Raw genomic sequence first — 17863 nt, forward strand, 5'->3', positions numbered from 1 at the left:
GCCCGGACCTGTCACCAGGCCATGCGCAGTCGCCGCCGATCCTGCAGGAACACCACGTTTTCCGCATCCGACGACGTCGCACGCCGGCGGTCTTCGGGCTCCAGGAAGTCGCTGAGCACGTCGTCGCGCAGCCGGATGAAGCGCGGGTCGCTGCGGTCGCGCGGATGCGGCAGCTCCACGCGCACTGTGCGGTGGATGCGGCCCGGATGCGGCTGCATGATCACCACTTCATCGCCCAGGAAGACCGCTTCCTCCACATCGTGCGTGACCAGGATCATCGTGATCCGCTCCTGTTGCCAGATACGCTGCAGCTGGATCTGCATGCGTGAGCGTGTCAGGGCGTCCAGGGCGCCGAAAGGCTCGTCCAGCAGCAGCATGCGCGGCCGATTTACCAGTCCGCGCGCGATGGCGACGCGCTGCGCCATGCCGCCTGAAATCTGATGCGGGTAGGCATGCTCGAAGCCTTGCAGTCCGACCAGGGCAAGGTGCTCGTCCACGCGCTGGCGCTTCTGCGCGGCGGAAATCGGCGCGTTGCGCAGGCCGACCGCGACATTGCCGGCCACGGTCAGCCATGGAAACAGCCGATGCTCCTGGAACACGATGCCGCGATCCAGACCAGGTCCGTGGACAGGCCGGCCGTCGATGCGGATCGAACCCTGATAGTCACCGTCCAGGCCGACAATCAGGCGCAGCAGCGTGGACTTGCCGCATCCGCTGGCGCCCACGATGCTGATGAAACGCCCGGCCGGGACGTCCAGGTCGATGTGATCGAGCACCGCCAGGGCCTCCTGGCGTCCCGCGGCCGGGAAGTTCTTGCCCAGGCCCTGGATACGCAAGGCGGACGCGTTGTGATCGGCGGAAGCGAGTATGGACATATCGGTTTGTCGTAGGGTGGGAGAAAAGGAAGGCGGGCGTCACGCGCCGCGCCAGCCGACCAGGCGGCGTTCGACCATGCGGGCCAGGGCGTTCAGCGCCCATCCCACCATACCGACCACGGTCATGCCGAAGATGACCAGGTCCATGCGGAAATGTTCGCTGCCGTCGATCAAGGTATTGCCGATGCCGACGCCAGCCACCAGCAGGTATTCCGCGCCTATCGTGGCCAGCCACGAATAGATCAGGGCCAGATAGACGCCCGTGAAAATGGATGGCACGGCGCTGGGCAGGATGACCGAGACGATGGTCTGCAGCCTGCCATAGCCGTGCACGCGCGCGACTTCCAACAGCCCCACGGGCGCGTTGCGTATGCCGTCGCAGGTATTGACCACCACGGGCACCAGCGCGGCCAGCGACAGGAACACCACCTTCGCGGCGTCGCCCAGCCCGAACCACACCGAAATCAGCGGTATCCACGCGAACAGGGACACTTGCTTGAAGGTATTGAAGCTGGGACCCACTACGCGCTGGAATCCGCGCGACAGCCCCAGCGCCATGCCCAGCAGCAGGCCCAGCGACGTCCCTATCGTGAAACCGGCCAGCTCGCGGGCGAAGCTGGCGCCCAGCGCCCGCCATAGCTTGCCGGTCGTGACCTGATCCAGCGCGGTATCGAGCACCAGGGCAGGCGACACCAGCATGGGTGATTTGCTGACGCCGGTGCCCGCAACCCACCACCATACGGCGATCGCGACGACGGGAACCACCCATCCGCGCCAGCGCCCCAATGGCCGCGCCGCGCTCATGGCACCGCTCCGTCCGCTGCCGGGGGACGGCCCGCGGATACGCGCCGTTCGGCGGCGTCCATCAGGCGGTCAATGGCGTAGCCGATGGCGCCGACGACGATGACCGCCGCCATGACCAGGTCCAGCTGGAACAGCTGCCTGCCGTAGACGATCAGATAACCCAGGCCTTCGCTGGAGGCCACCAGTTCCACCACCACCAGTGAAAGCCAGGCCTTGGTGAAACCCAGGCGCAGGCCGGTGAATAGCGTCGGTATCGCGTGCGGAAGTACCACTTCCAGCACTTCCTGGCGGCGGCTGTAGCCGTAGATGCGCGCGACCTCCGACAGCGCTGGCGGCGTCTGCCGGAAGCCCTGCAATGTGTTCAGCGTGACCGGCACCAGTGCGGCCTTGGCGATCAGGATGTACTTGAGCGGCTCGCCTATGCCGACCAGCAGCAGCACGAAGGGCATCCAGGCCAGTACGGGAATTTGCACCAGCGCATTGAAGGTTGGCAGTACATAGGATTCCACCCTGCGCGACAGGCCCATGGCTGTACCCAGCGCCAGCCCCAGCCCGCTGCCCACGAGGAACCCGACCAGCACGCGCGTCATGCTGGCGCGGGTATTGGTCCACAGGTCGCCGCTTGTGGCGAGATCGCGCAGGGTATCCAGCACGAAACGCGGGGACGGCAGCACCTGTGGCGATATCCAGCCGCGGCCATCGCAGTATTGCCACAGGGCCAGGACGGCCAGCGGCAGGATCCACCCCAACCCCCGGGATCCCAGCCTGGCAAGCAGATCCCGGGGGACGATGAGCCGGCGCGGGCGGCGTGCGCCGGCAAGCACGGAAGGCGATGCACTCATGGGGGATCCAGCTTCGTTACGCCATCCGCCGCGTAAGGCGTCCAGTATTCCGTCAAGCCCTGTGTCTTCAGCGCCTGCGCCAGGAACCGGGTATCGAACCAATCATCGACACTGACCTCGCGGCGAATGAGCCGTTGCTTGAGCGCATCCGCCACCACGGCCTTGTAGCGGCCGATGATGAAGGGATCGACCAGCGGCGAATTACGCGCCCGCAGGTCCTGGTCCTGGAATTCCGCCCTGAACGACTCGTAGGGAATGCCGCTGCGCGCCCACAGCTTGAACAGCGCGTCGCGGTTGGCTTCGTCGGAAGCCCAGCGCGCGGCGCGCACGAACACGTCCACCACCCGCTGCGTAGCGGCCGGGTTCTCCTGTGCGAAGGCGTTGCGCACCAGCAGGGCGGCCTGACGCGTGTAGGCGGGGCTTTCCTTCTGCGTCGAATAGATCAGCCTGACCAACCCCTGGTCGCGCAGCTTGAAGTACTCGATGCCGCCGAATGCCGCTTCCACGCCATTGGAAACGATGGCGGCCTGGGCGCTACCCGTGTCCAGGTTGACGATCTTCAGGTCGCGTTCCGCCAGCTTATGCGCCGCCAGGACATTGATCGCCACCAGATGGCCATTGGTGCCGCGGAAAAGCGCGACCGTGCGGCCTTTCAGATCGTCCACCGACTGCAACGAAGAGGCCGACGGCACGGCGACGTACAGGTTGTTGCGCGCCCCGCTGACCAGCAGGAGGCGGGTGTCCAGCCCATTCGCGCGGCCCACGACGGCTGGCAGGTCGCCCTGGTAGGCAAAATCGATCTGCCGGTTGGACAGCGCTTCGTTCACCGCCGGTCCCGCGCCCTTGAAGAACAGCCATTCGACCTTGACGCCGGACGCCGCGAATGCGTCTTCCACCCAGCGGTTGATACGCGCCACCGAGCCGGGCGATCCGCCCCAGGTGATGGGATCGCCGCCGCCTGCGGTGGCGACGCCGATGCGTATCGTGTCGGTCTCCGCCGCCGCGGGCGGGCAGGCACCCAAGGCCAACGCCACCACGCCCGCCGCGCCAGCCGCAAGCCGTCGCCAGCCATGCCAGATGCGGTTCATCGTGCCTGCGCTCCAGATGCGGCCAGGCTGCGTTCGATGGCCGTGCCCTTGAAGAAGTCGGGATTCGCCTGCGTGTAGAAGCGCAGGGGATTGTCGTACACCCAAGCCTTGAAGTCGGCGCGCGAGATGACGCCGGCTTCGACCAGGTCCCAGCTCTCCGCCAGCGGCTCGGTGAATTCGGGCACGTCCCAATGGCCGACGTCCGATGACCAGATGGCGTTGACGCGGCCGTTCAGCGGCAGTGCCCGGCTGTTGAACGCGGAGGCCACCGTGCGATCGTCGGCTTCCGAGCCGAAGTAGAAGCTGTCCAGCCAACGGGTGCGGATATCTTCCGGCTTCTCGATGCCCGCCGCGGCGAAGTCGTCCAGCTCCTCGTCCACGGGGTCGCGGCTGTGAGGCAGGGCGGAAATACCCAGGCTATCGCGCAGCAGGGTTGCGCGGTTCGGCTTCCCGCTTTTCAACAGGCTGCCGCCGTAACGGAGGAACAGTTCTTCCAACAGTTCCAGGTTGACGTGCGCGGGGTTGTAGTTCTGTACCGCATCGCGATTACGCTTTTCCCAGCGATCGATCAGATGGGTGTACACGTGCGCGCCCCAATCGGCGCCACCTTCCAGCAGCGCGACGCGCAATTGCGGGAAACGCCGCGTGACGCCGCCAAAGAACAGTGCCTTGGCGAAAGCCTGCGAGCCGTCGGCGAAATGGCCGATGTGATTGAACATGTAGTTGCTGATCGACTGCCTGCCCGTCCAGCCCTGGCTGCCGTAGTGCGTGGTCACCGGTACGCCCAGTTCGACCACCTTGGCCCAGAACGGGTCATAGTCGTATTCACTGTCCAGGCCCAGGAAGTCCACGTAGCCGGCATGGCGGGCCACGTCGGGATACTCACTGGCGGGGTACTTGTCGGCGATCGCGCGTATGGGGCGGCGTATGCCGCCAGGGATATTGATGACCTTCAGGCCCAGCGTCTTGACCGCGAATTCCAGTTCTTCGATGCCTTCCTGCGGCGTATGCAGGCCGATCCCCGCCACCGGCGTCAAGCGGTCGGCATAGGGCCGATACTGGTCGGCGTGGAAATGGTTGATCGCCCGCTGCAGCGCCTGGCGGTTGTCGGCGCCGGCGGCCAGCGGAGCCAGCACGTCGTTGGGGAACAGCACCGAGTAGTCGGAGCCCTGTTCCGCCAGTCGTTCGTGCAGCAGGGCGGGCAGCGTGTAGGTGGCCAGGTCATAGGTATTGCGCGTGACCCGCGCCCACCAGGGCGAGCGCAGCGTGCGATGGTACTGGCGCTCTTCGGCGGTCTGCTGGTACCAGTCCTTGCCGCCGGCGCTGCGGCTGGTGAAGCGGCCGCCCTGCGCCTTGCGCAGCGCGTCGACCAGCTTGCTGCCGCCGTAGTGCTGCACGTAGTCTTCCAGCGCCGGCGCGTAGGAATTGACGTGGACGTCCGTATCGATGACAGGATGGTCCAGCCGTGATTTCACGGCTGCCGATCGGGACGCCTGGACTTGCTTCAAGCGATCGTTCATTCAAGGTCTCCGGTGAGTGTGTGCCGCATACACTACCGGGGCCTACATGCCCGCCCAACGAATTCATCCTTATTTGCGTATGGGGCATTTGCTTCTGGCCCATGACGTTATGGGTCATACGCTTATGCGATGCCATCGCGCGCCGCGGGCGCGCATAACCATATCCTGATTCCGTCGTTTCAAGCCCCTATCCGGCGCGATAGGATGCCGCGTCATCCTGGAGGCTCACGTGAGATCCCGCAGAAAATTCCTTGAAAACGCCGTCGCGCTGGGAGCCGGCACGGCGCTGTCGTCGGCGCAAGGCACCCTGGCGCAGGTCGCCCCGCCACAGCCGGCGGGGGCCGACGTACCGCTCGCGGTACCCCCCTGGAGCCGGAAGCCCGGCGCGCCCACCGGTAGCCATCCCTATGGCGCGCCATCGTCCTTCGAAAAGAACGTCGTGCGTTCGGTGCGGCCTACCGACAAGCAATACATATCGTCTTCTTCGCGCACGCCGCTGCAGGACCTGGATGGCATCCTCACGCCCAACGGCCTGTTCTATGAACGGCACCATGGCGGAGTGCCCGACATCGACCCCGCCCGGCATCGTCTGCTGGTGCATGGTTTGGTGGCGAAAGAACTGTTGTTCACCGTCGATGACTTGCGGCGATTTCCGTCAGTCTCGCGTATCCACTTCCTGGAGTGTTCCGGCAATCCGGGCTATGACGTCCATGGCAAGACCGCTGCCGAGGCCAACGGCTTGCTCAGCTGCGCCGAATGGACGGGCGTGGCGTTGAAAACAGTCCTGGAAGAAGTCGGCTTGCAGCCAGGGGCGCGCTGGGCCGTCGCCGAAGGCGCCGACGCGTCGGGCATGACACGGAGCGTGCCGATCGAAAAGTGCCTGGAAGACGCCTTGCTGGTCTACAGCCAGAATGGCGAACGGCTGCGACCGGAACAGGGCTATCCGCTGCGCCTGTTGCTGCCGGGCTTCGAAGGCAACATGAGCGTCAAGTGGCTGCGCCGCCTGCACATCACCGACACGCCGGCGTTCTCGCGCGAGGAGACCGCCAAGTACACGGACTCCATGCCCGATGGCACCGCGCGGCAGTTCACCTTCTACATGGAGGCCAAATCCATCATCACCGCGCCGTCCGGCGGCCAGCGCCTGAACGCCCCTGGGTTCGTCGAGATCCGCGGTATTGCGTGGAGCGGACGTGGCAAGGTGGCCAGGGTGGAAGTGTCCGTGGATGGCGGCGATAACTGGCACGACGCGGCGCTGCAGGATCCTGTGCTGACCCGCGCCGTGACGCGTTTTCGCTTTCCGTGGCGCTGGGATGGCGGGCCTGCCGTCATCCAGAGTCGCGCCACCGACGAAACCGGCTATGTGCAGCCCACGCTCGAGGCCTTGCTGGCGGTGCGCGGGGTGAATTCCGGCTATCACAACAACGCCATCACGCCGTGGCGTATCGCGTCCAATGGAGAGGTCAGCAATGCGCGGCTTTGATACGGCGGGCGGCCGGCCATCGCCGCGCTTGGTGCCGAGGGGCCCCTTATCAGTGGCCATCGCCCTCGCGGTCACGGTCTGCGGTGGCGCCGTCCAGGCGGGGCCCTATGGCATCGGCACGCCCGCGACGCCAGCGCAGGTCCAGGGCTGGAACATCGACGTCGCTCCTGATGGCAAGAACTTGCCCGCGGGCGGCGGCACGCTGGCGGACGGCAAGAGCTTGTATGAAACGCGCTGCGCTGCCTGTCATGGCGTAAAGGGCGAAGGCGGCCTGGGGGACCGGCTGGCCGGCGGCGTCGGCACGCTCGCCGACAGGAAACCGGTGAAGACGGTGGGCAGTTTCTGGCCGTACGCGACCACGCTTTACGATTACATACGCCGCGCCATGCCGCTGGATGCGCCGCAGACGCTCAGCAACGACGAGGTCTATTCCGTCACCGCTTATGTGCTGGCGCTGAATGGGCTGTGGCCTGACGGCGCCCCCGCCAACGCGCGGACCCTGCTGCAAGTCCGCATGCCGAACGCCGGTGGCTTCGTCGCGGATCCGCGGCCGGACGTCCGCTGACGCGCCCCTCCTTGGGGGGGCCATGTGGCGGCCTTTCCTCTAGACCGGGAAGCCGCCCGTGGGAATACGGGTTTTCCGCTGTCGGACGGCGCGGAACGCGGCATTGCCTAACTCCACGTACACGGCCAGGGCGACACGCCCACGCCTATCTTACGGAGGAGGCCTCATGTTGGAGCCAGGATCACTCGGACATCAACACATTGACGTCCAGGTCGTCGATCGAAACAGTCCTCCACGTCCTCCCGAACGAATCAAGGATGAGCTGGACGGCCTGTTGACGGCGACGATGTTTCCCACCGTCAGCGATCATCGGCCGCGCATCGTCGACACCCTGCGGGTGATCCACGCCACGCAGACGGGCAGGGAACTGCTGCATGATTTCCGCACGCTGGGCGAACGTGGCAAGCATCCCACCATCGCGCTGGCCGACGGCGGCGACATTCCGCGCAAGGAGGCGGAAAAGCCGCATTGCCTTTATCTCGCGGCCGACAGCCTGACCGCCGGGGCCACACGGATCGGCGTGCCGCCGGAGGTGGAGCAGGCGCCTTCGATGCTGTTGCGGTTGACGCAGGTCCGCAATGCGCTGGCGGGGCGCAGTCCGGAAAGCCGTTTCACGAAGTCGCCCACCGATGTGCTTGACGTATGGCTGGACCCCGTTTCCACCGTCGTCAAGTTCCGCAAGGAACTGGAAGTGCACGAGCGTACGCCGTCTGCCTCCCAGGCCACTGAAAGCCGTCGGCACTCCATGTCCACGCCGCTGATCGTCGGCCAGGCGCCCATCGATGGCGAGTCGCCCATCGCGCCGGGCGGCGGCCGGGGCTTTCTATGCATACCGCTGCGCAAGGATTCCAGGCCTGCCTACGGGCCGGTCGTTGCGGTGGACCCCACCGACGCCACGGAAATCGCCCGCCCGGGCAAGGCGCGGCTGGCGTTCAGGTGGGCGGCGCAGCAGGTGCAGAAATTCGCCGGCTTCATGGGTCGGCAGGATGTCGCCGACGACTGCCGGCCGCGTGGCGAACCGGCCGCGCTCAAGGAAGCCAAGCTTGGGCACAGGCGCACGTCTATCCCCGGCGATATACCGCCGGTATCCGCGCGCGACGGCGGTACCGGCAATTCCGCGAATGGCACTGCCCACAACGGCGAGTAAGGAGACCCCATGCTAGTAGGACAAAGGCAACCCTCCCATTCCGAGTTGAATGGATTGAACGATGGACCGCCCGCGCGGCCACCCAAGCCGGAGCGCGATGACCTGGGGGGACGGCTGGACGTGTACCTTGCGCAATCCGTCAGGGATGCCGGCTGCAGGGAGCGTTTGATCGATATCCTGGGCGTGATAGACGCGATGCCCAGCGGCCACGAGGTGCTGGAATATTTCCGCGAGCGGGCCAGGCAGGACCATCCGCTCGCGGTGCACCTGTTGTCGTCCGATGCTCCCGTGGCGCGCGACCTGGCATCGCGGGACTTGTGGCTATCCCTGGACGTCTTGACGGCGCCGGCGCCCGACATCGGCGTGCCGCCGGAACGGCATTACGCGGCCGCAGTGTTCCAGGCGCTGCTGGCGGCCCGCAACGCCTGCATCGTCGAACAATATGCCAACCAGAGCGGGCAAGACCTTGCGGAAACGCATCGCAAGTTCGTGAACGAGCTGGCGGGGCAGGTCGACACGCCGGCAATGCAGCAGCAACTTGCCGATCGCAGGCGGTCGCTGTCGAACCATGAGCAAGCGGCCGTCCAGGCGATGGCCAAGCTCGAGATTGGTGCCAGGCAGTCGGATGCCGCCGGGAGCGGTAGCGTGCCGGACAGCGCGGACTACACGGAGCCGGACCCGCCGGCGCAGTCGACATCCGTCCGGCCCAAGAAGCGCCGTTTCCGGACCCAGTTCGTTTCCAGGCGATTCGAGGCGTTCACCAGCGCCGTGGCTTCATGGAAGAACAGATGGCGCACGTCGCACAAGGCGGATGCGAACGTCGCGCAACCGGATGCCAACCTGTATTTCGATCCGAGCGGTTCATCGAAGAGTTCGCCGAACAGTTCACCGCACAATTCACCGCGCAATTCACCGCACCATTCACCGAACGGTTCCCGACAGGGTTCCTTGTCCGCGGCGGCGCCCAAAGGTGTTGATCAATAGTCCCACCATGACCAGCACGGCGCCGCCCACCTGCGGCGCCGTGGGCATTTCGCCCAGCAAGGCCGCCGCGGCCGCCAGCCCGATCACCGGGATCAGCAGCGAAAACGGCGCTACCTGGGCCGCCGGATAGCGAGACATCAGCCACGCCCACAGCCCGTAGCCCACGAGCGTGGCAACGAACGACAGATACACCACCGCGAACACCGACGAACCGTCTATCGATGCCAGCGCGGCGTGGATACGATCAGGGCCTTCCAGCCACCACGACAGCGCGAAGAATGGCAGCGGCGGCACCAGGCTGCCCCACACCACCAGTCCCAGCATGTCGGCCTTGCCGGCTTTCTTGGTGGCGATATTCCCCAGGCCCCACATCAAGGCCGCGCACAGGGTCAGCACGAAGCCCATGGTCGTCATCCCCGCGCCGCCTTCCGCACCTATCAAGGCCAGGCCTGCCGCGGCGACCACCAATCCGACAGCGTTGTGGGCACGGAAAGGTTCGCGCAGCAGCAGCGCGCCCAGCGCCACGGTAAAGAATGCCTGGGCTTGCAGCACGACCGAAGCCAGCCCGGCGGGCATGCCCACCGCCATGGCGGTGAACAGGAAGGCGAATTGGCCCAGCGATATCGTGGCGCCGTAGGCCACCAGCCAGCGCAGGGGAATCGCCGGCCGCCTGACGAAGAATATCGCCGGCACCGCCGCCAGCAGGAAACGGATTCCGCCCAGCAGCATGGGGGGTATGCCGTGCAGGCCTATCTTGATGACGACGAAATTCATTCCCCAGACGAGGATGACTACCAGGGCCAGGGCCAGATCGCGCGGCGGCATCGTGGTTCCATAATGGACAAAGAGCCTGATTGTGCAACATCGCGCGCCATGGCACAGGGTTTGCGGAAAGGGCGGCAAACCACAAGGAGATCACCATGAACCCTATCGGTCCTATCGGTCCTATCGGCCCGGCCGCCCCCGTCGGCGGCGCGGGCGGCGGCGCGAATCCTGTCAATCCCGTCGACCCGGTGCGCCCGGTCCAGCCGGTGCGGCCGGTGAACCCCGGCATGCCCGAAAATCCCGATATCCCGCCGAAGGATCCGGTGCCCGGCCCGGGCCAGCCGCCGGTGGGGGCACCGGTCCCGCCGGAGCCCGCCAAGCCAGGGCAGGCAGACGCCCCCGTCACGCCGCGTCCCGCCGCTCCCGATGGTGGCTGGGTGGCTTGACGGACGCGGTGCTCACTTACCCAGCAATTCGCCTATCGCGCCGCCCAATCCCTTCACCGCCGACCCAACCCCTTCCGCGACGCCTTCGACGCTGACGCCGATGGCCTTGGCGAAGCCGCCGACGATGCGCGTGGACACGTCGTCGGTCAGCGAGAATTTCGGGTCCTTCAGGCTGCCCTGCAGGGTGAATTCGAAATTGACCTCGCCTTTGCGGTCTTCCAGCGCCGCCATGACGGCCTTGCGCGGCAGGGATCCCAGGCCGCCGCCGCTGAAGTCCAGGTCGCGCAGCTTGGCCTTGCCCTGCGCCGACAACTGCTGGTTCTGTACGCGGGTCGTCATGTCCAGGTCCATCTGGCCCGCAGTCAGGATAGAAGGCGCATGTCGTTGCAGGTAGGGCGCGAGCACGGCCACGTCCGCGCCCGTGGTCGTGGTGCGCATGTCGGCGTCGTGGCTGGGCAGCGCCAGCCAGCCGTTCACGGTGACGGTGCCACGGCGCTGCTTGCCCACCAGCTGGCCTTGCATTTTGATCTCGGTGTGCGCGTCGTTGGCGGGCGCATGCAGTGGGCCGACCTCGGCATGCACGTTCTCGAAGGGCACCCGGTACGGGGTCTTGACGACCCGCGCGTCGAAGAAGTCCAGCCGGCCCTTGTCCAGGATCAGCTTGCCGATCGACGTTTCGCGCTTCGGGCGGCCCTGGTCGTCGGTTTGCGCGTCGCCGCGGGCCTCGGCGCGTTCGCGCGCGCGTTGCCGCAGCGTCGGCAGGATCTGCAGGCTGCCGTCCGCCGAGCGCAGGATAGAGACGTAGTAGTCGCTGACGACCACGCGCCGTATGTCCAGCCGATCCGACAGCAGCGCGCGCCAATCCGGTTCCATGGTCACGCGGGCGGCGCGCAACGTCTGGCGGCTGGGCCAATCGGGCGGCGCGCCGATTTCCACGTCCTGCAGCACGATTTCCGTCCAGCCCACGTCGATATGGGCGGCATGGCCCTTGTCGCCCATCATGTCCTGGATGCGGCTGACGACCAATCTGGAAGCCACATGCAGGGCGCCCACGGCGGCGACGGCGATGAGCAGGACGACAACGATGAGGATCTTGACCGGTTTAGTCATGGGCGTTCGAGTCTTGAGGCTTGCCGGGTGGCCGCTCGCCAGAAGCGTTCGGCCTGACAGGCACATGAAGATGGTGTGCTCATATGGAAAAGACGGCAAGTCTATCCAGATGGTGGAGTCAGGGGGAAGCCCCCCGCGCCGTCCAGCGGGCGGAATGACCGTGCTAGGATGGCCCGCGACTCTACCAACAGCCGGCGCCCGCGGCAGGCGCCGACGACAAGGACCAGCATGGATACCGATGAAAAACTTGCACTGATTGCGCAAACCATCGCGCATCAGGGGGGCCAGATCAGCGCCCTGACCGCGTCGCTGCTGTGCGTGCTGCACATCGCGCGCGGCTCGCCGGGGCTGCGGGAGGCGGTGGAAACCCGCCTGGAGCAGAACTACGCGGCCTTGCTGGCGCGCTCCGAAAGCCAGCAGTATGTTGCCGGCTTCGAAGCGATGCGCGACTCGGTCATCGCCGCGCTGAAGGCCTGATCAGTGTTTTTCCTCGGCTTGCCGCGCGCCTTCGCCCGGCAGGACCGCGTCGACGATGGCGTCGCCGAAGCCTTCCCGCAGTCCCAGCGCATCGCGGCCCTGTGGGGTGACTGTCAGGCCGTCATCGGCCTGGGCGACCAGGCCGCGATCCAGCAGATCCCTGGCTTTCAGGCCGTCGATGCCGTGCTCGCCGGCGTGGATTTGTTTAAGCAGTTGTAGTTGTTCCTGGGTCAACATGTTGCACCTCCGCATGTCGGGCGCCGGATATGTCCGGCGCTTCCCGCGCCCATGGATGCGCAAACTTCATACCTGCCAGACTCCCTTTTTGTGGTTTTTCCGCCCCGACACCCCCTTTCGCCGGGAAAACCCCGCTTAACTTTTTGTCATTTTGTGGTTACAAAATATTCCGCGACATGTCATGTGAGGCGGGTATGCTCGCCCCGGACCGATCGTAAGAGGGGAACAACGCGTGCATCGAAACAACGACGTCTACAAGGGCTTTCGCCTGACCGCCAAGGTCGCCCGGGATGTTCCGGCGCCCGACGATGGCGGTACACCTATGTTCCGCGCGGTGGTTTGCGTGGCACCGGCATCGCTGCAGCCCACCGACGGCGACGAATATCCGATTCCGCGCTTCGTGGACGGCGGCTTCGTCTACAGCCCCGCGGAAGCCGTGCATGCGGCTGTCGCGCATGGCCGCGAGATCGTGGACGCCCTGTCGGGAGTGCGCCTGGCGGTGTCATGAGCGCATTCGCGCAATCGACGCTGGGGCGCCTGCGTGCCCTGGTCGGGCCGCGGCCCTTGCTGTGTCCCTGCGTGCGCATCGTGCTGGAAGGCCCGGACGCAACCGTCCTGCTGCACGAGCGGGCCGACTTCCGAGGCATGTGGGGACTGCCCGGCGGCCACATCGAACTGGGGGAGTCCGCCGAACAGGCGGCGCGGCGCGAAACCCGTGAAGAAACCGGCCTGGACGCGCGCGTACTGCTTCCTTTCGGCCATGCGTCGAATCCCGCCGTGGAAACCGTCACGCTGCCGAACGGCGACGTTTGCCAATACCAGGCGGTGCTGTTCCATTGTTCGCAATTCGAGGGCACCTTGCGCGGCGATCCCCTGGAAGCCGCGGTCCTGCGGTGGGTATCCCTGGACGAAGCGCCGCCACCCATGATGCCGCACGTGCGCGCGACGCTGGAGGCATTCCGCCGCTATCGGCGGAATGGCGAATTCCAGCTGATCTGACGCGCTGGCCGCTGCGCTAGGGCGACTGGGTGCTGAAGGTATCGCAGCGGCGCGGATCGCCGCTTTCCAGTCCCCGCTTGAACCAGCGCACCCGCTGCGCGGACGTGCCGTGCGTGAAGGCGTCGGGCACGACATAGCCCTGGCTTTGCTTCTGCAGCCGATCGTCGCCGATGGCGCTGGCGGCATTCAACGCTTCTTCCACGTCGCCGGCCTCCAGGATGTGCCGCGCGCTGTCGGCACGCTTGGCCCACAGGCCGGCATAGCAATCCGCCTGCAGTTCCAGCCGCACCGACAGCGCGTTGGCCTGGCTCGGGTTTTCCTGCTGCAGCGAGGCGACGCGTTGCGATATGCCCAGCAGGTTCTGCACGTGATGGCCGACCTCGTGCGCGATCACGTAGGCCTGGGCGAAGTCGCCAGGTGCCTGGAAGCGCCGCTTCATGTCGTCGAAGAAGCTCAGGTCCAGGTAGACCTTGCTGTCGGCCGGGCAGTAGAACGGCCCCATGGCGGCGCGGCCGGTGCCGCAGGCGGTGCGGGTGGCGCCGTTGTACAGGACCAGGGTCGGCGGCACGTAGGCGCGCTTGGCATGCTCGCGGAAAATCGCCTGCCAGGTATCTTCCGTTTCGCCCAGGACCTTGGCGACGAAGCGTCGCTGCGGGTCGTTGGCCGGCGGCGCCGCCGTGTTGGCGGGTGCCTGCTGGGTGGCCGGCTCCTGCATCGTCTCCAGCACGACTGACGGATCGATACCGAAGTACGCGGCGACCAGGGCCAGGACGATGGCGCCTATGCCCAGCTTGCCGCCGCCGATGGGCAGCCCCATGCCACGCCGATCTTCCACATTTTCACTTTCACGCGAATCATCCAAGCGCATGAGATTCTCCTTCGTGCCCCGCGCGGGCGCGCCGCCGGGGCGGATGCCTACTTGCAAGATGTTAGGATAGCCGCATGGCGCAATTCTTTACCGTACATCCCGCGAATCCACAGCCGCGTTTGTTGAAGCAGGCCGCGCAGCTGTTGCGCGACGGCGGGCTTGCGGCCGTGCCGACCGACTCCAGCTACGCCGTGATCGCCCGCCTGGACGACAAGGCGGCCGCCGACGGCTTGCGGCGGCTGCGCGGGCTGGACGATCGCCACCATCTGACGCTGATCTGCCGCGATCTCGCGCAGCTGGGCCATTTTGCCCGCGTCGACAACCGCCAGTACCGCATGCTGAAGGCCGCCACGCCCGGCCCGTTCACTTTCATCCTCGAGGCCACGCGCGAAGTGCCGCGGCGCGTCTCGCATCCTTCCCGCAAGACCATAGGCCTGCGCGTGCCGGATCACCCTGTCACCCTCGGCCTGCTGGAACAGTTCGGCGAACCGCTGCTGTCCACCACCCTGATCCCCGCCGGTGAAACCGACGCATTGAATGACGCCGAGGAAATCCGCGAGCGCTACGAGCACGTGCTGGCCGCGGTCGTCGATAGCGGCGCCTGCCCCAAGGAACCCACGACCGTCGTCGACCTGACCGGCGACGAAGCGCAACTCATCCGGGTGGGGCGCGGCGACCCCACCCAGCTCGGAATCGCCTGATCCATGGACGACATCATCCAGTCGATCGCGATCTACGCGATCCCCGTCATTTTCGCCATTACGCTGCATGAAGCGGCGCATGGCTATGTCGCCCGCATGTTCGGCGATCCGACCGCCTACCAGATGGGACGGGTCAGCCTGAATCCGGCCCGCCACATCGATCCGGTCGGCACGCTGCTGGTGCCGCTGGTCATCCTGCTGGCTTCCAAGCTGCTGGGCAGTCCGGGCATCCTGTTCGGCTGGGCCAAGCCGGTGCCGGTCGATTTCGGCCGCCTGCGCCGCCCCAAGCAGGACATGCTGTGGGTGGCCGCGGCCGGGCCGGCGTCCAACCTGGTCATGGCCATCCTCTGGGGCATCGTGCTCAAGCTGGTCTACCAGAGCGGCGGCGCGGAAGGCTACTGGTTCGACATGGCGCAGGCCGGCGTGCAGATCAATCTGGTGCTGATGGCCCTGAACCTGCTGCCGCTGCTGCCCCTGGACGGGGGACGCATCCTTTACAGCCTGCTGCCCAACCGCCTGGCCTACCAGTATTCCCGCATCGAGCCCTACGGCATGATGATCGTCCTGCTGCTGCTGTTCAGCGGCGGGCTGTGGATCTTCCTCAAGCCGATTTTTGCGCTGGGCAGCACGGTCGTCAGCTGGTTTCTATAGGTTTTTTCCTGGTATCCGGTAAACTCGCGGGATTTCCAGATTCAAGTCCCCGCCGGGCAGCCCGGCGGGCACCGGAGCCCCTCTCAATATGGCATCTTCGGCATCCGCCGCTGGCGTTACTTTCCAGGGCAGCATGGTCGCCCTGGTGACCCCCATGCATCCCGACGGTACGCTGGACTACAAGGCCTACCGCTCTCTGATCGACTGGCACGTCGCCGAAGGCACGGATGCCCTGGTCGTGGTCGGCACCACCGGCGAATCGCCGACGGTGTCGATGGAGGAACATGCGGAGCTGATACGCGTGGCGGTGGAACATGCCGCCGGCCGCGTGCCCGTGATCGCCGGCGTCGGCGCCAATTCCACCGACGAAGCCATCCATCTGGCGCGCCACGCGAAGGCCGTCGGTGCGCAGGCCGGCCTGTCGGTCGTTCCCTATTACAACAAGCCTTCGCAGGAAGGCCTGTACCAGCACTTCCGGCGCATCGTCGAAGCCGTCGACCTGCCCACCATCCTGTATAACGTACCGGGCCGTACGGTGGCGGACCTGTCGAACGAGACCGTTCTGCGCCTGGCCCAGGTGCCCGGCATCGTCGGCATCAAGGATGCCACCGGCGATATCGGCCGGGGCGCCTTGCTGTTGCGCGAAGCACCGGCCAGCTTCCAGATTTTCAGTGGCGACGACCCCACGGCCGCCGCGCTGATGCTGCTGGGCGGACGCGGCAATATTTCCGTGACCGCCAACGTCGCGCCCCGCCTCATGCACGACCTGTGCGCGGCGGCGCTGGCCATGGACGTGCCCAAGGTGCGTGAACTAAACGCCCGTGTCGCACGTCTGAACAAGGCCCTTTTCGTCGAGGCCAATCCGATTCCCGTCAAATGGGCCTTGTCGCGCATGGGGCGCATGCCCTTGGGCTACCGTCTGCCCCTGGTGGAACCGGGCACGCAGCACCATGCCACGGTCGAAGCCGCATTGCGGGACGCAGGCCTGCTTTAAAAGCAATCAATGAGGATACGTATGAACACGCGCCATGCCGGTTACTCGGCATTGCTTACTCTGGTCATGCTGGCCGGCTGCAGCGACGTCAATCAGATACTGGGCAAAGAAGAACCCATCGATTACAAGAGCGCGAGCGGCCAGCAGGCCCAGCCGCTCAGTATCCCGCCGGACCTGACCCAGGCCGCCGCGGATCCGCGCTACAAGGCGCCTCCGGGTGGGACGACCACGTTCTCGCAATACCAGGCGGAAGGCCAGCAACAGGCGGCCAACCAGGCCCAGGGCAAGGCCTCCAACGACGTATTGCCGCAGCGCACCGACATGCATGTCGAGCGCGACGGCGATATCCGCTGGCTGGTGGTCGACATGCCGCCTGACCAGATTTTCGGCAAGGTGGTCGATTTCTGGACCAGCAACGGCTTCACGATCCAGAGCAACGATCCGAAGGCCGGCCTGATCGAAACCAACTGGGCGGAAAACCGCGCGAAGATTCCTGAAAGCTGGCTGCGGCAGGCGCTGGGCTTCGTCCTGGAGCAGGCCTACGATAGCGGCGAACGCGAAAAATTCCGCACCCGCATGGAACGCGTCAACGGCCACACGGAAATCTATATCAGCCACCAGCACATGGTGGAAAAGAACGTGGGCCAGCGCGATTCCGGCAACCTGCAATGGCAGCCTGGTCCGGAAGATCCCGGGCTGAATGCCGCCATGCTGGCACGCCTGATGGTGTACCTGGGCACCAGTGTGGACCAGGCCAAGACCATGGTTGCACGTGCCGAAGCCACGCCGGCGCAACCCAAGATCACGCGTGACGTGGTGGCGGACGGCGCGCGCCTGAACGTGCAGGAATCCTTCGATCGCGCATGGCGCCGCGTGGGTGTGGCGCTGGATTCGGGCGGCTTCACGGTGGATGATCGCGACCGTTCGGCGGGTGATTTCTACGTGCGTTACCTGGATACCGATACGGGCGTGCAGCGTGACGAACCCGGGTTCTTCAGCCGAATGTTCGGTACCGCGCGGCCCAGCCAGGCACCGCAATACCGCATCCACGTCGTCGGCCAAGGCGCGGCCACGCAGGTCACGGTGCTGGACGCCAATGGCCAGGTCGACACCACGCCGACGGCCCAGCGCCTGCTGAGCGTGCTGGCGGACAAGATGTCCGCGGTTCAGTAGGCGTCGGCCAGGGGCGTCGGACCGACGCCCCTGGCTGGTGCCACCAGGACGGTGCCGCTGGTTTTCGCGGCTCGTGCCGGATACTCCGGAAGCAAAAAAGGAACGCTTGCGCGTTCCTTTTTTTGCCTGCTCTT

21 protein-coding genes are annotated in these 17863 nt (G+C 66.0%); 12 read left to right on the plus strand and 9 right to left on the minus strand.

The window, feature by feature from the left end; translation table 11 throughout:
- Positions 1-11: 11 nt before the first annotated feature.
- Genes CAL12_RS07300 through CAL12_RS07320 form a run of 5 tightly spaced genes read right to left on the minus strand, consistent with a single transcriptional unit; the run spans position 12 to position 5129 of the window.
- The gene (locus tag CAL12_RS07300; RefSeq protein WP_086063886.1) at positions 12-875 is read right to left on the minus strand and encodes an ABC transporter ATP-binding protein; all 864 of its coding nucleotides are present in this window, start codon (positions 873-875) and stop codon (positions 12-14) included.
- Between the two features lie 39 nt (positions 876-914).
- Positions 915-1679: an ABC transporter permease gene (locus CAL12_RS07305; RefSeq protein ID WP_086063887.1), complete on the minus strand. Its 765-nt coding sequence runs from the start codon at positions 1677-1679 to the stop codon at positions 915-917.
- Positions 1676-2521, minus strand: coding sequence for an ABC transporter permease (locus CAL12_RS07310; protein WP_086063888.1), 846 nt, complete (start codon positions 2519-2521; stop codon positions 1676-1678). Before CAL12_RS07310 ends, CAL12_RS07305 begins: the two co-directional genes overlap by 4 nt.
- Positions 2518-3609: an ABC transporter substrate-binding protein gene (locus CAL12_RS07315; protein ID WP_086063889.1), complete on the minus strand. Its 1092-nt coding sequence runs from the start codon at positions 3607-3609 to the stop codon at positions 2518-2520. Before CAL12_RS07315 ends, CAL12_RS07310 begins: the two co-directional genes overlap by 4 nt.
- Positions 3606-5129 carry an amidohydrolase family protein gene (locus tag CAL12_RS07320; RefSeq protein WP_086063890.1) on the minus strand — a complete coding sequence of 508 codons (1524 nt, stop codon included), beginning with the start codon at positions 5127-5129 and terminating at the stop codon, positions 3606-3608. The genes CAL12_RS07315 and CAL12_RS07320 overlap by 4 nt, the downstream gene beginning before the upstream one ends.
- A 229-nt stretch (positions 5130-5358) precedes the next feature.
- Here CAL12_RS07320 and soxC point away from each other — a divergent pair, with 229 nt between their 5' ends.
- The 4 genes from soxC to CAL12_RS07340 all read left to right on the plus strand — a co-directional run bounded on the left by soxC (position 5359) and on the right by CAL12_RS07340 (position 9308).
- Positions 5359-6612 carry a sulfite dehydrogenase gene (soxC, locus tag CAL12_RS07325; RefSeq protein WP_232464732.1) on the plus strand — a complete coding sequence of 418 codons (1254 nt, stop codon included), beginning with the start codon at positions 5359-5361 and terminating at the stop codon, positions 6610-6612.
- Positions 6599-7177: a c-type cytochrome gene (locus tag CAL12_RS07330; protein WP_086063892.1), complete on the plus strand. Its 579-nt coding sequence runs from the start codon at positions 6599-6601 to the stop codon at positions 7175-7177. Before soxC ends, CAL12_RS07330 begins: the two co-directional genes overlap by 14 nt.
- A 166-nt stretch (positions 7178-7343) precedes the next feature.
- Complete coding sequence (locus tag CAL12_RS07335; RefSeq protein WP_157792914.1) at positions 7344-8324, plus strand: hypothetical protein; 981 nt, start codon at positions 7344-7346, stop codon at positions 8322-8324.
- 9 nt (positions 8325-8333) lie between these two features.
- Positions 8334-9308, plus strand: a complete 975-nt coding sequence (locus tag CAL12_RS07340) for a hypothetical protein (protein WP_157792915.1) — start codon at positions 8334-8336, stop codon at positions 9306-9308.
- Here the strand turns inward: CAL12_RS07340 and CAL12_RS07345 are convergent.
- Positions 9246-10133, minus strand: coding sequence for an EamA family transporter (locus CAL12_RS07345; protein WP_086063895.1), 888 nt, complete (start codon positions 10131-10133; stop codon positions 9246-9248). The genes CAL12_RS07340 and CAL12_RS07345 overlap by 63 nt on opposite strands.
- Positions 10134-10228: 95 nt before the next feature.
- On the opposite strand from CAL12_RS07345, the gene CAL12_RS07350 reads away from it, so the two are divergent.
- Positions 10229-10519, plus strand: coding sequence for a hypothetical protein (locus tag CAL12_RS07350; RefSeq protein WP_086063896.1), 291 nt, complete (start codon positions 10229-10231; stop codon positions 10517-10519).
- A 12-nt stretch (positions 10520-10531) separates the two neighbouring features.
- On the opposite strand, the gene CAL12_RS07355 is transcribed toward CAL12_RS07350, so the two are convergent.
- Complete coding sequence (locus tag CAL12_RS07355; protein ID WP_157792916.1) at positions 10532-11629, minus strand: DUF748 domain-containing protein; 1098 nt, start codon at positions 11627-11629, stop codon at positions 10532-10534.
- 228 nt (positions 11630-11857) lie between these two features.
- Here CAL12_RS07355 and CAL12_RS07360 point away from each other — a divergent pair, with 228 nt between their 5' ends.
- Positions 11858-12106, plus strand: a complete 249-nt coding sequence (locus CAL12_RS07360; protein WP_086067724.1) for a hypothetical protein — start codon at positions 11858-11860, stop codon at positions 12104-12106.
- Here CAL12_RS07360 and CAL12_RS07365 read toward each other — a convergent pair whose 3' ends face one another.
- Entirely contained in the window at positions 12107-12343 is a 237-nt protein-coding gene (locus CAL12_RS07365; RefSeq protein WP_086063898.1) for a hypothetical protein, read from the minus strand.
- A gap of 232 nt (positions 12344-12575) precedes the next feature.
- Here CAL12_RS07365 and CAL12_RS07370 point away from each other — a divergent pair, with 232 nt between their 5' ends.
- Both CAL12_RS07370 and CAL12_RS07375 read left to right on the plus strand, forming a co-directional pair.
- Positions 12576-12851 carry a hypothetical protein gene (locus CAL12_RS07370; protein WP_086063899.1) on the plus strand — a complete coding sequence of 92 codons (276 nt, stop codon included), beginning with the start codon at positions 12576-12578 and terminating at the stop codon, positions 12849-12851.
- Positions 12848-13342: an NUDIX domain-containing protein gene (locus tag CAL12_RS07375; RefSeq protein ID WP_086063900.1), complete on the plus strand. Its 495-nt coding sequence runs from the start codon at positions 12848-12850 to the stop codon at positions 13340-13342. The genes CAL12_RS07370 and CAL12_RS07375 overlap by 4 nt, the downstream gene beginning before the upstream one ends.
- A gap of 16 nt (positions 13343-13358) precedes the next feature.
- On the opposite strand, the gene ypfJ is transcribed toward CAL12_RS07375, so the two are convergent.
- Positions 13359-14210, minus strand: coding sequence for a KPN_02809 family neutral zinc metallopeptidase (gene ypfJ, locus CAL12_RS07380; RefSeq protein ID WP_086063901.1), 852 nt, complete (start codon positions 14208-14210; stop codon positions 13359-13361).
- Between the two features lie 74 nt (positions 14211-14284).
- On the opposite strand from ypfJ, the gene CAL12_RS07385 reads away from it, so the two are divergent.
- From CAL12_RS07385 to bamC, 4 genes are all read left to right on the plus strand, one after another.
- Complete coding sequence (locus CAL12_RS07385; protein ID WP_086063902.1) at positions 14285-14911, plus strand: L-threonylcarbamoyladenylate synthase; 627 nt, start codon at positions 14285-14287, stop codon at positions 14909-14911.
- A gap of 3 nt (positions 14912-14914) precedes the next feature.
- The gene (locus CAL12_RS07390; protein WP_086063903.1) at positions 14915-15562 is read left to right on the plus strand and encodes a site-2 protease family protein; all 648 of its coding nucleotides are present in this window, start codon (positions 14915-14917) and stop codon (positions 15560-15562) included.
- A gap of 88 nt (positions 15563-15650) precedes the next feature.
- Positions 15651-16556: a 4-hydroxy-tetrahydrodipicolinate synthase gene (dapA, locus tag CAL12_RS07395; protein ID WP_086063904.1), complete on the plus strand. Its 906-nt coding sequence runs from the start codon at positions 15651-15653 to the stop codon at positions 16554-16556.
- A 21-nt stretch (positions 16557-16577) separates the two neighbouring features.
- Positions 16578-17729 carry an outer membrane protein assembly factor BamC gene (gene bamC / locus CAL12_RS07400; protein ID WP_086063905.1) on the plus strand — a complete coding sequence of 384 codons (1152 nt, stop codon included), beginning with the start codon at positions 16578-16580 and terminating at the stop codon, positions 17727-17729.
- The last annotated feature ends 134 nt before the right edge of the window (positions 17730-17863 follow it).

Source organism: Bordetella genomosp. 8 (assembly GCF_002119685.1).
Taxonomy (GTDB): domain Bacteria; phylum Pseudomonadota; class Gammaproteobacteria; order Burkholderiales; family Burkholderiaceae_B; genus Bordetella_C.